The sequence below is a fragment of the Paenibacillus sp. E194 genome, from assembly GCF_000935845.1.
In the GTDB taxonomy this organism is placed as follows: domain Bacteria; phylum Bacillota; class Bacilli; order Paenibacillales; family Paenibacillaceae; genus Paenibacillus_B; species Paenibacillus_B alvei_B.
The window spans coordinates 1-14,748 of the sequence record NZ_JMDX01000059.1 but is presented as its reverse complement, the minus strand read 5'-3'; the positions used below and the strand labels follow the sequence as shown (position 1 = coordinate 14,748).

Below are 14,748 nucleotides of genomic sequence, written 5' to 3'. Positions count from 1 at the left end.
AGAAGCCAACGTATTTTCTCCAAAGAGCAGGAAGCCGCTCCATAAGACAGCCCTAGTCTATATCAGACCATCAGACCGTCTTATGGACACCTTTTCTATTAAAACATTTACAACCAAATGAAGAACAGGACAATCATCACGATTTGCAGCGCAAATTTTACGATAATGCTCGTAAATAGTCCAACAACCGCACCAATGGCCGATTTTGTCGATTTGTCCACACTCGCTCCTGTCATAAGTTCCCCGATAAACGCGCCTAAGAGAGGCCCAAGTATAAGACCGAACGCCGGAATGACGAACGGACCGATGATGACCCCTATTGTACTCCCGATGATCGAAGCCTTAGAGCCTCCGAATCGCTTGACCCCCCAGGCATTGACCACGTAATCGGCAATAAACAGCACAGCTACAATGATCGTCTGAATCGCCCAGAACCAGAACCCGAAGGGTTCAAAGCTAATGCATAATCCATACACAAAGAAAGCTGCATAGATTGCCAACGCACCTGGTAAAATCGGATAGATAGCCCCAGCCATACCGACAAGAAACAGGACTATCACACTAATCCAACCGAAAATAACCATCCGTCACACCACCTTGCACGAGAATAAACGCTCGTGAACAATCGATTACAGCATATACTCCCTAATGACTTGGGCAATACCATGTTCGTTGTTCGTTCGTACGACGATGTCCGCAGCCTGCTTCACTTCGTCCTGCGCATTCCCCATAGCTACACCAAGCCCTGCAGCTTGAATCGCGGCCATATCATTCAAGCTGTCGCCTACAGCAACCACTTGCGACATCTCGCACCCAATAAGCTCACATACAGTTTGTATTCCCGTTGCCTTGTTGACTCCACCAGGATTAATCTCAATATTATGTGGCGAGGAATTGGTCAATTCCAATCCGCCCATGGCACGCAGTTCGCGCCACAGAATTTCGCGCACACGATCATCCTTCGTAAAGTAGCCGAACTTCAGCCATTCCTCAGCCTCGATATCGGCTCCCCAATTCTCTTTGTTGTACAATCGTTCCGTAGAATAAGCCCAGAACCACACATTATGCTCCTCGGACATCGCGTGCATGCGCTTCACCGCCTCGCGATCCAAGAGATGACGCAAGTGCAGCTCACGTGTATTCTTCCACACTTCACTCCCATTGACTGTTATCATTGGAGCATTCAATCCTAGTTCTTCCGCATAAGGAAGTGCATTGACGAACGCGCGGCCAGTGGAGAAGATGACCGTAATTCCCGCATCGCAAGCACTGCGAATGGCATCGGCATTTTCCTTAGAAATGCGCTGATCATCATCCAATACCGTTCCATCCATATCGAGAGCCAACAACTTATATTTACTCATCTCATCCGTCACTCCTGTCTCTGATGCGTTCCGCTTCAGACGAGTTGTGATTCGTTATTTGTCGAAGCTTGTAACACTCTTTGTCAATCATTGTCGTGCACAAATTTGCATAACGCCATTGTATCATATGCAGGCATTTACAACAAAGAATTCCTTTCCTTTACAAAGAGGCCGCTTACGCAGTGGTTCCTATGTGGCAATAACAAAAAAACACCCCTCTCCATAATCAGGAGCAAAGGGTGTTCTAAGCTGCTTCTTAAGCAGTCATCTCTGCAATACGACGACGCTTCCGCACGCGGGCCAGCATGCCATGAGTCGGGGACAATAGAAAGGCAAGTATGAACAATGCACCCGCTACCGTGACCATCATTCCCGCTATTGACGCATCCAGTAAGGAGGACAGGTAGTAGCCAGCTATTGCACATCCAATTCCAATGGCCACACTGTACACAATCATGAGACTCAAGCGCTCCGTTAGCAAGTAGGCGGTGGAAGCTGGAACGATAAGCATGCCGACGACAAGGATAGCTCCTACACTTTCAAATGAAGCCACTGTCGTCATGGACACGAGCCCCATCAGCAAATAATGAAATAACGCAACAGGTATGCCGCAGGCGATAGCCATCGCCGGATCAAATGCACATATTTTGAACTGCTTATAGAACAACCCGATAACGAGCAATATCACTAGCAGTGTGAAGCCGAGTATCCATACGGCCTTCGGCACCATGTCGATGCCGAACAAGGTCATTGTATTCCAATGGACATAGGCGATTTCACCAAACAGAACACAATCCAAATCCAGATCCACATTGCGTGCATTCAAGCTTACGAGGACAACGCCAACCGCGAATAACGCGGTAAATACCACTCCAATTGATGCATCCGATTGCACGCCGCTATTTTGAAACAGCTGAATGAGAAATACCGTTACTAAGCCTACTGCGGACGCACCCAGCAGCATGACGAACGAATCACGCGAGCCGCTTAGCATGAAGGCTATAACGATGCCGGGAAGCACGGAATGGCTGATGGCATCCCCGATCATGGACATTTTGCGAAGCACGAGGAAGCAGCCCAATATCCCGCAAGTTGCAGCTACTAGCGCACCGGTCAGTATAATCCATAGGTCTGTCACAACGACGCCTCCTTTCGCAATCGAGGCTCCGTCTCCTCTAGACGAATTCGCTCCTCCACCCGAATCGATTGATGATTACGGATCCGACGAATCCATTTCGCAAGCACACCGCGGCGCGGAGCAAATACAACCGAGCAGCAGAAGACGAAGGTGGCAGCTAATACACTGAGCGGGCCAGTAGGCAAATTGCTCGTCGTCGTACTGACAAGTGTGCCAATAATGCCGCTTACTGCTCCAAACAGCCCGCTGAGCAGCACCATCAATCCGAGTCGATCGGTCCAATAGCGTGCAGATACGGCAGGAGTAATCAATAGTGCCGCAACAAGCACAACGCCAACTGCCTGAATCCCAACAACGACGGCAATGACGGTAAACAGCATAAGCAGCTGCTCCAGCACGCCAACCGGAAACCCGAGTCCGCGCGCAAAGCCAGGATCGAAACTGAGCAGCTTGAATTCCTTAAACAGCAGGCTGCATGCCACAATAATAAGCAGCGACACACCTGCCATCGTATAGACATCACTCTGCATCATGGAAGCTGCTTGGCCAAACAGAAACTTGTCGAGTCCGCTTTGGTTACCGTAGCTGGAATGTTGAATTTGCGTCAGTAACACAATGCCTACACCAAAGAACACCGACAGCATGATCCCCATTGCCGCATCCGCTTTGATGCGCGTATAGCGCGTCACGACTGAAATTCCCGCTGTTGCCAGCATACCGGACAAGAAGGCCCCTAGGAAAAATAAGGGCAGCGATTTAACCCCAGTGAGCATAAAAGCAATGCATATGCCTGGCAGCGCAGCATGCGCGAGCGTATCCCCAACCAGGCTCTGCTTCCGCAAATAAGCGAAGCTGCCCACAATGCCACTCATGAGACCGAGCAGCAAACAACCGACGAGAATCCATTGCGTATTCGGATCACGCAGCACGTCCCAAGATATTCCGAACATTGCACTCACCTCGTTCCTACCATGACGGCGCCCGCATTTTGATCCAACACGGTAAGTCTGCCGCCATAGGTTTGCTGCAACATGCTTGTGTTAAATATTTTCTCTGTTTCTCCACAGGCAACCAACTCTACATTCAGCAGCATTACCCAATCGAAGTATTCCTTCACTGTTGCCAAGTCGTGATGGACGACAAGCACGGTCTTCCCCTGACGCTTCAATTCATTTAATAATGTAATGATCGCCTTCTCTGTCATCGCATCTACACCAACGAACGGCTCATCCATAAAATAGATGTCCGCATTTTGGGCAAGCGCCCTTGCTAGGAATACACGCTGCTGTTGCCCGCCGGACAGCTGACTTATTTGCCGATCTGCAAAATCCGCCATCCCCACCTTGGCCAAACAATCGAGCGCAATCTCCTTCTCCTTCGCGCCCGGTCGCTTGAACCATCCTAAGTGTCCGTAACGGCCCATCATTACAACATCGAGTGCGTTCGTCGGGAAATCCCAATCCACAGATTCGCGCTGTGGGACGTAGCCTACCCGTTTACGGCTTTCCGAGTAAGGCTTGCCGAATATATTCACCTCTCCGCTTACTCGCGGAATTAATCCAAGCACAGATTTAATAAGTGTAGATTTCCCTGCACCATTCGGGCCGATAATGCCGATTAAATTCCCCTCCGGTATCGTAAAGCTAACATTGCGAAGCACGGGCTTCTTCTGGTATGCAACAGTTAAGCCACTCACACGAAGCGGCGTATTCCCCTTATCCATCATGCTCATTTCGCTCCTCTCCTACCGTGTTATATCTCTCGAAGTTATGTACATTACTTCAGTGCATCGACGATCGTATTGACGTTGAAGCGAACCATGCCAATATAAGTCCCCTCTTCTGTCCCCGGCTCGCCCATTGCATCCGAGAATAATTCACCGCCAATGACGACCTCATGGCCTTTTTTCTTCGCTCCTTCGATGACCGCCTCAATTGCCTTCTTCGGTACACTCGATTCAATAAAAACTGCCTTAATCTTATTGTCCACCAGATAATCGCGAAGATCGGATACATCCTTGCTTCCGTATTCAGAAGCCGTGCTGATTCCTTGAAGCCCCATAACCTTCATGCCGTACGTCTTGCCAAAATATCCGAACGCGTCATGCGCCGTAACGAGCACACGGCTCCCTTCCGGAATCTCTTCTATCCGCTTGTGTACATACGCATCAAGCTCTTGCAGCTTGCTTACATATGCCTCAGCACGCTGCTTATAGGCTTCTGCATGTGCCGCATCATATTCCACCAGCGTGTCACGAATGACCTCTGTCGCCTTGATCCAATTCTGCACATTGAACCAAATGTGCGGATCATGCGATTGTGCTAATGTCGGATCTGCGAGCAGCTCAGATTCCGAAATTGTTCTGGAGACGGGAACCGTCGTCTTGCTGCCGCTCATTTTCTCCAAAATATCGACCATCTTCCCTTCTAAATGCAAGCCGTTGTAGAATACGATGTCCGCATCATCCAGCTTCTTAATGTCTCCTTGGGACGCCTTGTATAAGTGAGGGTCAACCCCTGGCCCCATCAACCCAATTACATCAACACGTTCTCCTCCTACCTCTTTCACCACGTCAGCAATCATACCAATCGTAGTTGTTACCTTGATTGGATGAGCATCGGCAGACGTTGCAGTTCCCTCTGTCTTGCCCTCGTTTGTGCTGCTGCCACATGCTGCTAATCCTACAGCTACGCTTAAGAACAATATCGTCATAACCAACCGCTTCAACGCCGAATTCATTTTGAACTTCCCATTCGGTCTTTCAGCTGCCTTCGTCATCTTTCGTTCCCTCCCACATGAATGCCCAATGTTTTTTTGTAATGATTACGTTTATCACTGATCATTGTTTAATATACACAAATATGTTTCCCTAATGCAACTATTTTCGTATAAAAAAATTCTTTCCCTAGACATATAGTTTTGCAAAAAGAAAAGACTTTTCCATATCGTATGCGATGTGCTCCCTGATCGGTGACACCATGTACGATATGAAAAAGTCTTTATTTGAGGCTCGCAACGCTCAGAAATGCATCATTGCCACTGAATGCAGCGACTCCTCCTGCTTATTGATTGTTGTTAGCTGCATCCGTAGATTCGCCTGTACCTTGCTTCTTCTTCGGCGTACCCGTCAATCCGTATACCTCATCATACGCATCGAACATAGCACGCGCGATCGGAGCTGCCCCGTAGGAACCATATCCGCCCTCTGGGACGACAACCGCAACCGCAAGCTTCGGCTTATCCGCCGGCGCATACGCGATAAACACCGCGTTTTCCAGCGTTTTCCCCGCTATACTTTGCTGCGACGTACCTGTCTTTCTGTAGAACGAGTAAGGGAAACCATCAAAGCCATGAACGTTAACCTTCGACATCCCTTCTTCAACAACACGCCAGTGCGTGTCGTCGAATTTCGTTTCGTTCAACACTTCTCGCCCGAACGTTTTTTTACTACTTTGCCATCTCCGTCCGTAATCTTGCTCACGAACTGAGGCTTAATGCGCTGACCATGGTTCGCTAAGGTAGCTGCGTATTGAGCAAGCTGCAAGGTTGTATATTTCCCTTGCTGACCGAAGGAGGCATATACAAGTGCGGATTGTGCATTGTTACGCTCCGCCTCCACCAGGTAGTCCTTCAATCCAGCGGATTCACCAGGCATACCGCTTTCTGTCTTCACGCCGAGACCAAAGGCATCCATATATTTATCCCATAACTCCAGCCCATTCCGGTCGGAAAGGGAAAATAGATTTTTACCGATCATGTCTACCATGAAGGCGTTGGAGGATACTTTAAGGGCTTTCGCAGCATCCATATAACCGTAAGAGGTTCGACTCGAGTTCCATACCTTCGTCTCATATCCTTTGCGGCCGAACTCCCCATAGCCCTTATCATAGTATTCTGCCCATGGGCCGAACAGATTTTCTTTCAGACCGATGAGGACGGACAATGGCTTCATTGTAGAACCGAGGTATACAAGTGATGTCGGATGTCGTCCGCGCTCCTTGTCATCATTGTATGGTCCATAAACCTCGCGAATAGCTCCGTTCCCCATGAAATACTGAATCTTTTCATAGTCGTCGCTACTGATTTGACCATTCCGCCATACGTTCGGGTCATAATCTGGCATACTGGCTACCGATACGATATTGCCCGTGTCCACTTCCATCGCAACTGCATAGCCTGTGCGTGCATTTGGTGCATACTCGGTGCGGTTCGAGGAATTACGAATCTTCTCCAGCGTTTTTACGATGGACTCCTCTGTTGCCTTTTGGATATCGCGGTGGATCGTCAGATGAATGTTGTTCCCGCGCTCCGGCTTCGTCAACTGCATCGGCCCGATAATACGACCCGCCACGTTGACCGGAAACTTCTTCACCCCGTTCAAACCGCGCAGCTCGTTCTGATACATCAATTCGATGCCGTCAACGCCAACATCCTCGTATTCCAAGTATTCCTTCTCCGTAGGAAGCTGTTCCTGCTTCTCATACTGTTCCTTGTAGAACGGCATCCGCTCGCGAACACCCTTGAACTTTTTCAAATAACCGACCGTCTGTACTGCGATCGTATCCTTATCATAGTTACGGACACTATCCTCGACGATATCGATGCCTTTGAACTGCGATTTATGCTCCAGGAAGTAAGCAACCTCTTCCTTCGTCAATCCTGATTTAATGAGCCTAGGAACGAAAACAAAGTTCATCTTTCCACCCAAGTCCATTCGCTTCAAAATTTCTTCAGCTGTCAATGGCTTGTCTTGAGGACTGCCTATCTTCTTGAATATTTCCTCGAGCTGCTTCGCAAGCTGCTCTACTTCAGTTCGATTCTTCTTCTGGTCATCCGTCATCTTCTTGCTCGGATCCCCGTAATTCTTCACCACATTGAAGTAAAGAGATTGCGACGCTGTGGAATAGGCTAGCCGCGTATTTGAAGCATCATATATGGTTCCCCGAAGCGGCGGGACCGCCGTTTCCCGGAATCCAAGCTGTGACTCCTTCTCCTTTAGGGCGGGGCCTTCGACGAATTGCAAAATGGCCAATCTCACGATAAGCACGGTGAAAATCAAAAATGTAATAAAAAAGAATAAGTTCAACCGAAACGAAAACGTACGCCGGTTCTGTACTTCCCGCTTCTGCGGATCATCCGCATTTGGATGACTCAATGCCAATCATCCTTTCTTGCTAACTTTTGCTGTACAATCTTATTTATTTTACCATACTAATTTGCCTATATTCAAAGGTTGTGCAGCTTCAAACCGCCATCGCCACAAATTATCTTACCGTCAATGGCTTGTCTGGAATATGAGTGGTGTCGAATTTAGGAGGATTGAACCAATCTCCCGATGATGCCCATGTGCTATCTAGCGGCACCCATTTCTTCTGTTCGCTTAGCCAGACCTGATTCCAGGCATGCGGACCATAGCCGCCATTGCCATTGTATCCAAGACCGGTCACAACCTTGACTTGAAGGCCTGAGGAACGAGCCATAACTGCATACAGACGAGCATAATCGATACATACCCCCTGCTTCGTAGCGAAGGTATCTTCCGGGGTCTGCTCCTTCCAAATCCGCTTCGTCTCGTATTGCTTGGCCTTATCCCAATCATATTGAACCCGAGAACCAACCCAATCATACAAGCGTCGCGCCTTCTCTTCATCGGTCGATGCTCCTGCCGTCACATCACGCGCAGCTTGCTTCACATCGGAAGAAATCTGATTATCAATGACTTCATATCGTCGCTGCAGAAGTTCTCCGAATTCTTGCCCCATTTGGGAGGTGAAGACAGGCAGACTCTCTGTAATTAATGACCCCGCAAGCGGCTCGATCACTTGGTTAGCCACCGTGCGATAAGCAGAAGAAGATTGAATGATATCGCTTGCCTTCGTAGCAGGCTGAAGGGCAACATATACGAACAACACCATAATAATGATGAAGGCGCGCACACCACCAATTAGCGCACCAATTGCACCACCCGTTATCCAATTGGTCATACGGCTTATCACTTGCATGAACCCTGAGCGAGAAGATGAGCTTCCTTCTTCTTGACTCGCCACAGAAGCCTCGCTCCAGATCAAAGATACGAGCCAACCCAATATTCCTCGAACGAGCATATAGATGATGCCGAACAAGATTGCAACGCGCAGCAATGCGAAGTCCCGTACTCCTGTCACGAAGGTATAATAGATCTGCTCCCACCAAGCCAGTGCATGGGAGGGGATGACAATATTCCAATCAACAAACTGACGCTGTACCATGGGCGAGAGCCACATCGCAGCAGCGAAGGACAGAATAAGCGATACAATGGTGCAGGCCGACTGAGCAACAAATAGAAAGAGGTGACGCATGGACCCCGAAGCGCCTCTCGCCACCCCTTGAACTGCGGAAAGAAGCACGACCGCAAGCAGTACTAGCGTTATCGCGTTCCATTCCCACTGCAATCCGGTACTCATTTGTTCTGCTTCGCTTCCTTCACGAAATCGCGAATCGTATCGTTCATGCTCCATTCACCAAGAGAGACTCCATTGAACGATATTTTCACTTTATCACTGTTAGGAGTGCCTGTAAGCTCCAAATTCGGCGACTTGATCGTATAAGTTCCGTCCTCGTTGCTCTTGAACGTCGCCTTCTTCGCTTCCTCCATCATGGAGTTCATCGCTTGATCCTTCAGCTTCAGCACCGTCTCATCCTTCACTGTCGTCACTACGTTGTTCACATCGTCCCACGTAATTCCGCTATAGACGGCTACAGCAGCGACAATTACGACGACCAGTGCCCATTTTATCATCGTTTTCACGAAACTAACAATTGCGAGCAGTACGATGAGTGCGATTAGGAAGACAAGCCAATTTTGCTTAATAAATTCAAACCACATTTCGAGTTGACTCACTTCTTCAATCACCCTTTCCAAAGCGTATTATACATCATTCCCATATGATGCAACAGTCAGACCATCTAACATCATCAGCCAAATTCGGGTACTAAGTTCGTCCGCTAATACGTACAAGTATACCATAGCGATCTGGAGGTGACTTGGCTTGCGTTCTGTCTTTTGGCTCTACCTGTTTTTATTCGTTGCGTTTTTCGATTTGCATGCGCAGTACCCTATTCTGACCCCATTTGCAATCTCTCTTGGTGCTGCTCCATCCTTCATCGGATTAATGATGGGTATGTATTCGTTCACCCATCTGCCTGGCAACGTCATGGCCGGTTACGGAGTAGACCGCTTCGGCAGCCGCATCTTCATCGTGTTCAGCCTCATTGGAGCCGGCATTATTCTCATGCTTCAGGCCCATGTCGTCAACCCATGGCAGCTGCTTATTCTACGTTCTATAAGCGGATTCGTACTGGCGTTCCTCTCCCCCGCCTGCCTGTCTCTGCTTGCACGAATGGCACGCGATCATGTTCATCAAGGCAAGTTGATGGCGGGCAATGGGCTCGTCCATACATTGGCCTCTGTTGTCTCCCCTGCTGCTGGCGCTTATCTCGTGTCCCAAATCGGATTCGTCATGGCTTTCCAAGCGCTGGGCATTGGCCTTATCCTTGTTGGTATGTTGGCATGGCTGTTTATTCAAGATGTCCAAGAAAGTGAAAGTCACTCCTCTAAGACGTCAGCACCAAGCATCCCTACTTCAACACCAGCTGCCCCTTCTGAGCATACACCTGCTATCCCATGGCGATTCTACTTTATGCCGCTTGCCATCGCTTGCTCGCAGGGCATCTTATTTTTTGAGCTGCCATTTATGGCTGACGCATTAACTTCAATAATGAAAACAGGCGTATTGTTCTCGGCCATCAGCCTTGGGGCGCTCCTTACCTTAAGCATGTTGTTCTTGAATCAATACTCTGCTTATATGCGCACATGGCTCGGCTCCTTTTCGCTAGCGATTCTGTTCTTTCTATTAGCAATTCACTGGCCTGCTCCTTTACTTCTCTCCTTATTTCTTATCGGGATGACGAAGGGAATCATTTTGCCGGCTTTATCGGCTCATCTCTTGTTGCTGAGCGGCGGAGCCAGATATGGTCGAATCTTCTCTATCTTATCGATTGCTTCTTCTATCGGCTCCTTCATTGGACCAATGATTGCGGGGCAGCTCCGTGGGCAATTATCGCCGTACTTCATCGCATTTCTCGTCCTTATGACAGCCGTCACGCTGCTCCCGCCAGGCAAGCCTACATCGTTAGTGAAGAAGACTGTCCACAGCACGCGTCCACCTACGACGAACCCAACTACTTAAGAACAAGAGCTGAATGTCCTGTCCCGGTATCTTGATGCCTTTGCATGGCTTGCGCCCATATTCCCAAATATGGGTGAACACACAGAACAGGATAATTCCGCGAACATACTATAATGATGAGAAATGACTACCGACGAAAGCAGGTGAACCTACATGGGTTATTATGCTGAGCCTGGCGGCGGATCAGAGCTGGCGTTCGGCGCACGCTTCTGGACAATAACCACCGTTATTCTCGCCCTGTTCATCCTGCTCGTCATCATTCTGCGTGCTCCTCTGCTGTAACCCCCCATCTCGCTCTCTCCTTATACGGCTTGCCTCCGGGCAAGCCAATTTTGTCATGCGCTTCTCATTGCATCGCTGCAATTGATTTCATCATTCGTGGTACACTATTGATAACAGGAGAATTACTGGCCGGATCATTTCCATCAGATTCGGAATGCTGCCCGTACCGCATAGAGGAAGAAGGTGAACACGATGGAAATCGCTCTCATCGTAGAAGGCAAAAACGATCGCAGCCGCTTGCGAAAGCTGTTGGCTGACAAAGTTGACATCATGTGCACATATGGGACATTGAATACCGATCGCACAGAAAAACTGCGTAAGCAGGTTGGAGATAAGCCCGTATACTTATTTATGGATAATGACTCTTCTGGGAAACGTATTCGCGCTGTACTGCGAGACACGTTCCCGGATGCTGATCATCTCTATACGCGCCGAGGGTATGCTGGCGTAGAAGGCACGCCAGATGAATATTTAATCCAACAATTAGAAAAAGCGGGGTTAGACGAATACATCGTGTATCCGGATCTTCCCCCGCTTAACTAATCTCTTATTTAATTAATTTCATGACATCTTCCGCAATCACTTCGGGCGTTGTTCGCTCACGATCATTCGCATTATACGCTTTGCGAATATTACCCTTCTGATCGACCAGGGTGATGACATTGAGATGCGTAAAGTTACCATCCTGATCCTTCATCACAGCAGAGTCCAGCGCTGGCATCATGTTGGCCACGTCCCCTTCTTTCCCGCGAAGGAAATACCACCCTGAGTAGTCAGCGTTGAATTTCTGCGACCACGTCTTAATCGCATCCATCGTATCCCGCTCCGGATCGAAGGAGATGGATACGATACCTGCCTCTTTACCAAATACGCCTTTCTCCTGCAGTAAAGTCTGTACTTCAGACAGCATAAATGTCGTCGGTGGACAGACGTCCGGACAATTCGTGAAATAGAAATAGAAGAGCCTTACCTTCCCGTTCGTACTATCAAGACTTACTGTGCTTCCATCCACATTTTGCATTGAAAAATCCGGTGCCTTCTTGAAATCTTCACGCGGCCAATATAACCAAGCAGCAACAATTGCAAATACCACAACCAGTGACATTAAGAAGATTTGCAAAGAATATTTCTTCGCCCATTGAGACATCGTCTGTTCCTCCCGTTACACTCCCTTTAGTGGTCAGGCTGAATTCCAATTAATTCGATTTGATACGATATTACATTTTCCCCATCGTATCCAAGACAAGAATGAACAAGTGCAGCAATAACCAGTTAATTGAAAACAAGAAGTTGCGCTTCGCCCAAGCTTCATTGTCCTTCGCCTTGAAGCCCGAGATGCAAATATACAGCCAAAGCACATTAAGAATGGTTCCTAATACCCCGTAAATCCAGCTTACATAGCCATACGAATAGAACAGCCAAGTAACCGGCAGAAGCAGCAGAACATACGGAATCATTTGCTTCTTCGTCCGCTCGATTCCTTTGACTACGGGAAGCAGCGGGTATCCAGCGGCACGATATTCTTCAACACGTCGAATGCCTAGCGCCCAGAAGTGAGGCGGCTGCCATAGGAATAGAATGAGGAACAACAGGATAGCTCCTTCATCCACTTGACCTGTCACAGATGTATACCCCATAACTGGTGGCATTGCTCCCGAAATGGCTCCAACAGAGGTACTCCATGTCGATGTTCGCTTCAACCACAATGTATAAATGACTACATAAACAAACATGCCCAGAACGCCAAACCATCCTGTCAATGGATTGGTCATCAGGAACAAGACCGACAGACCTGCAATACCAAGAATAATGGCATACCAGAGCACAACATTCGGCTGTAAACGTCCCGTAGGAAGCGAGCGATTGCGCGTACGTTCCATTTTCATATCGAAATCTCGATCAAAATAGTTGTTGAACACGCATGAGGACGACATCGTAAGTGCTGTACCAATTATCATCCACAGCATGGTCATCCACGGAATATCCCATTTGGCTGCCACCCAAAACCCTGTGAATGCAGCCATTAAGTTGGAGCGAATAATGCCCGGCTTCGTTAACTGAACAAACTCTTTCCATAATTCGACCCGCACCGGTTCCGGCGATAGCGGGATAGAGTCGGAAGGAGCCTGGTACGTATATTGTTTATCCAAAATGACCTGTTCCTCCTTGTGTTGTACAAACAAGAGCAGAAACTTTATGTTTCCGCTGTAATTTTCATCATATCAAAAACGTCCAATTGCTGACAATGTCTCGCAGCATCGTTCATCATTTTGACAATCTATTGGATCTTCCTCACAATAGCGTGTGTGGCTATACTTATTTGGAAAATGATGCGAACTCCCAGATATGCAATTTGGATCTGCCGCCAGGAATGCAAGCGGTAATGACGTCCCATTCACTCGTTTCCTCCAGACGAATCCGTCTTAGCTGCAAATATTCTTCGTGTGTGGTATCCATCCACTGCTCCACGAATACGTTAGGCTGGTCAGTTCCTTCATATAATACGACTTGAGGAAATGGCTGTAGGCGCTCTGTAATCTGTTTCAAATATGCTTCTCGCTTGTCCGGATCAATTCGATACTCGACAAAAATAATGTTCATGGTTGATTCCCCCTCTTTCTTATGTTGCCCCCACTGAATCCTTCTTGTGAATTGTACTCTTGAGTCATATTCTGGTACATAATTGCTCACAATACAAGAGGGTGATTACGAATATGGATACAAGCACACATGCTGTTATTGGATTGGGGCTTGCCGGACTCTCACACATTGATCCTGCCGTCATGACCCATCCTGCTACGGCTTCGGCCGTCTTCTTCGGTGTTCTACTCGGATCACAGGCTCCAGACGCGGATGTTGCGCTCAAGCTGAAGGACAACACCACCTATATTCGTCAGCATCGAGGCATCTCACATTCCATCCCGATGCTGTCAATATGGGCACTGCTTATCGCAGGTCTAACGACTTTGCTGAACAATGGTGCCTTGTTCTGGCACGTTCTGCTCTGGACCGCTCTCGCCGTAGTCATACACGTCTTTACTGATCTGTGTAATGCCTATGGAACCCAAGCGGCATGGCCTGTCACAGACAAGTGGCTGTCCTTTGACTTCATCTCTCTGTTCGATCCGATTATTTTCTCTTCCCACCTCGTAGCTGTAGCATTATGGGGATTGGGTGTCTTGTCGCCAAGAATTGTATTTCCCGTGCTGTATGCGCTGCTCCTTGTGTACTTCTTATGGAGGGCATCAGTACACAAGAAGCTCAAGGATCAGATGCTGCTCTTCGATGAAGAGTACGTCCATTCGGACACGTATACACTTATTCCGACCGTATCGCTATCCAGATGGAATGTGGTCAAGCCTCTTCCAGAAGGGGCATACCGAATAGGGAACTGGAATCACAATCGTCTCCATTGGACAGAAACGGCCTACTGCGATAATCATCCAGCAGTAGAAGCTTCCAAGGAGCACCCTGCTGTCCAAGCGCTCCTGTACATTTCATGCTACGCTTGTGCAACGGTAGAGCCAACCGGTTATGGATATGCCGTTCGCTGGGCCGATGTCAGGTATAGGCATCGTAAGCAATTCCCCCTCGTTGCTGTCGTCATGATGAACGCCAAGTATGAGACGCTTGATTATTTCGTAGGCTGGCTGAGCAAAACTCACTCCGGCAAGCATTTTGGATTGGAATACGAATAGAACGGCGTGTAAGGGGCACTTAGAAGAAGAAGGTACAG

At 48.4% G+C, this 14,748-nt stretch carries 15 protein-coding genes and 1 pseudogene; 4 read left to right on the top strand and 12 right to left on the bottom strand.

Annotated features, from left to right (window positions below; translation table 11 throughout):
- Positions 1 to 107: 107 nt before the first annotated feature.
- The 9 genes and pseudogenes from AZ66_RS10680 to AZ66_RS10640 form a co-directional block, all read right to left on the bottom strand.
- Positions 108 to 584, bottom strand: coding sequence for a DUF456 domain-containing protein (locus AZ66_RS10680; protein ID WP_044354838.1), 477 nt, complete (start codon positions 582 to 584; stop codon positions 108 to 110).
- 45 nt (positions 585 to 629) lie between these two features.
- Positions 630 to 1,364 carry a Cof-type HAD-IIB family hydrolase gene (locus AZ66_RS10675; RefSeq protein ID WP_044354836.1) on the bottom strand — a complete coding sequence of 245 codons (735 nt, stop codon included), beginning with the start codon at positions 1,362 to 1,364 and terminating at the stop codon, positions 630 to 632.
- A gap of 256 nt (positions 1,365 to 1,620) precedes the next feature.
- Complete coding sequence (locus AZ66_RS10670; RefSeq protein WP_044354835.1) at positions 1,621 to 2,502, bottom strand: metal ABC transporter permease; 882 nt, start codon at positions 2,500 to 2,502, stop codon at positions 1,621 to 1,623.
- Positions 2,499 to 3,452: a metal ABC transporter permease gene (locus AZ66_RS10665; RefSeq protein WP_021258579.1), complete on the bottom strand. Its 954-nt coding sequence runs from the start codon at positions 3,450 to 3,452 to the stop codon at positions 2,499 to 2,501. Before AZ66_RS10665 ends, AZ66_RS10670 begins: the two co-directional genes overlap by 4 nt.
- 5 nt (positions 3,453 to 3,457) lie before the next feature.
- Positions 3,458 to 4,228, bottom strand: a complete 771-nt coding sequence (locus AZ66_RS10660; RefSeq protein ID WP_090513654.1) for a metal ABC transporter ATP-binding protein — start codon at positions 4,226 to 4,228, stop codon at positions 3,458 to 3,460.
- A 50-nt stretch (positions 4,229 to 4,278) separates the two neighbouring features.
- Entirely contained in the window at positions 4,279 to 5,280 is a 1,002-nt protein-coding gene (locus AZ66_RS10655; RefSeq protein WP_044354834.1) for a metal ABC transporter solute-binding protein, Zn/Mn family, read from the bottom strand.
- Positions 5,281 to 5,564: 284 nt separating this feature from the next.
- Positions 5,565 to 7,657: pseudogene (locus tag AZ66_RS10650) on the bottom strand (peptidoglycan D,D-transpeptidase FtsI family protein).
- 109 nt (positions 7,658 to 7,766) lie between these two features.
- Positions 7,767 to 8,999 carry a transglutaminase domain-containing protein gene (locus AZ66_RS10645; RefSeq protein WP_442950283.1) on the bottom strand — a complete coding sequence of 411 codons (1,233 nt, stop codon included), beginning with the start codon at positions 8,997 to 8,999 and terminating at the stop codon, positions 7,767 to 7,769.
- The gene (locus AZ66_RS10640; RefSeq protein ID WP_021258584.1) at positions 8,942 to 9,382 is read right to left on the bottom strand and encodes a hypothetical protein; all 441 of its coding nucleotides are present in this window, start codon (positions 9,380 to 9,382) and stop codon (positions 8,942 to 8,944) included. Before AZ66_RS10640 ends, AZ66_RS10645 begins: the two co-directional genes overlap by 58 nt.
- Before the next feature lie 148 nt (positions 9,383 to 9,530).
- On the opposite strand from AZ66_RS10640, the gene AZ66_RS10635 reads away from it, so the two are divergent.
- The 3 genes from AZ66_RS10635 to AZ66_RS10630 all read left to right on the top strand — a co-directional run bounded on the left by AZ66_RS10635 (position 9,531) and on the right by AZ66_RS10630 (position 11,555).
- Entirely contained in the window at positions 9,531 to 10,730 is a 1,200-nt protein-coding gene (locus AZ66_RS10635) for an MFS transporter (protein WP_044354832.1), read from the top strand.
- Between the two features lie 153 nt (positions 10,731 to 10,883).
- The gene (locus AZ66_RS33305) at positions 10,884 to 11,012 is read left to right on the top strand and encodes a hypothetical protein (protein WP_269433068.1); all 129 of its coding nucleotides are present in this window, start codon (positions 10,884 to 10,886) and stop codon (positions 11,010 to 11,012) included.
- Between the two features lie 192 nt (positions 11,013 to 11,204).
- The gene (locus tag AZ66_RS10630) at positions 11,205 to 11,555 is read left to right on the top strand and encodes a toprim domain-containing protein (protein WP_021258586.1); all 351 of its coding nucleotides are present in this window, start codon (positions 11,205 to 11,207) and stop codon (positions 11,553 to 11,555) included.
- Between the two features lie 4 nt (positions 11,556 to 11,559).
- On the opposite strand, the gene AZ66_RS10625 is transcribed toward AZ66_RS10630, so the two are convergent.
- The 3 genes from AZ66_RS10625 to AZ66_RS10615 form a co-directional block, all read right to left on the bottom strand.
- Complete coding sequence (locus AZ66_RS10625) at positions 11,560 to 12,159, bottom strand: SCO family protein (protein ID WP_044354831.1); 600 nt, start codon at positions 12,157 to 12,159, stop codon at positions 11,560 to 11,562.
- Between the two features lie 70 nt (positions 12,160 to 12,229).
- Positions 12,230 to 13,162 carry a heme o synthase gene (gene cyoE / locus AZ66_RS10620; protein WP_044354829.1) on the bottom strand — a complete coding sequence of 311 codons (933 nt, stop codon included), beginning with the start codon at positions 13,160 to 13,162 and terminating at the stop codon, positions 12,230 to 12,232.
- 166 nt (positions 13,163 to 13,328) lie between these two features.
- Positions 13,329 to 13,613: a hypothetical protein gene (locus tag AZ66_RS10615; protein ID WP_021258589.1), complete on the bottom strand. Its 285-nt coding sequence runs from the start codon at positions 13,611 to 13,613 to the stop codon at positions 13,329 to 13,331.
- A gap of 113 nt (positions 13,614 to 13,726) precedes the next feature.
- Between AZ66_RS10615 and AZ66_RS10610 the strand changes: the two genes are divergently transcribed.
- Positions 13,727 to 14,710, top strand: coding sequence for a metal-dependent hydrolase (locus tag AZ66_RS10610; RefSeq protein WP_044354828.1), 984 nt, complete (start codon positions 13,727 to 13,729; stop codon positions 14,708 to 14,710).
- Positions 14,711 to 14,748 lie beyond the last annotated feature (38 nt).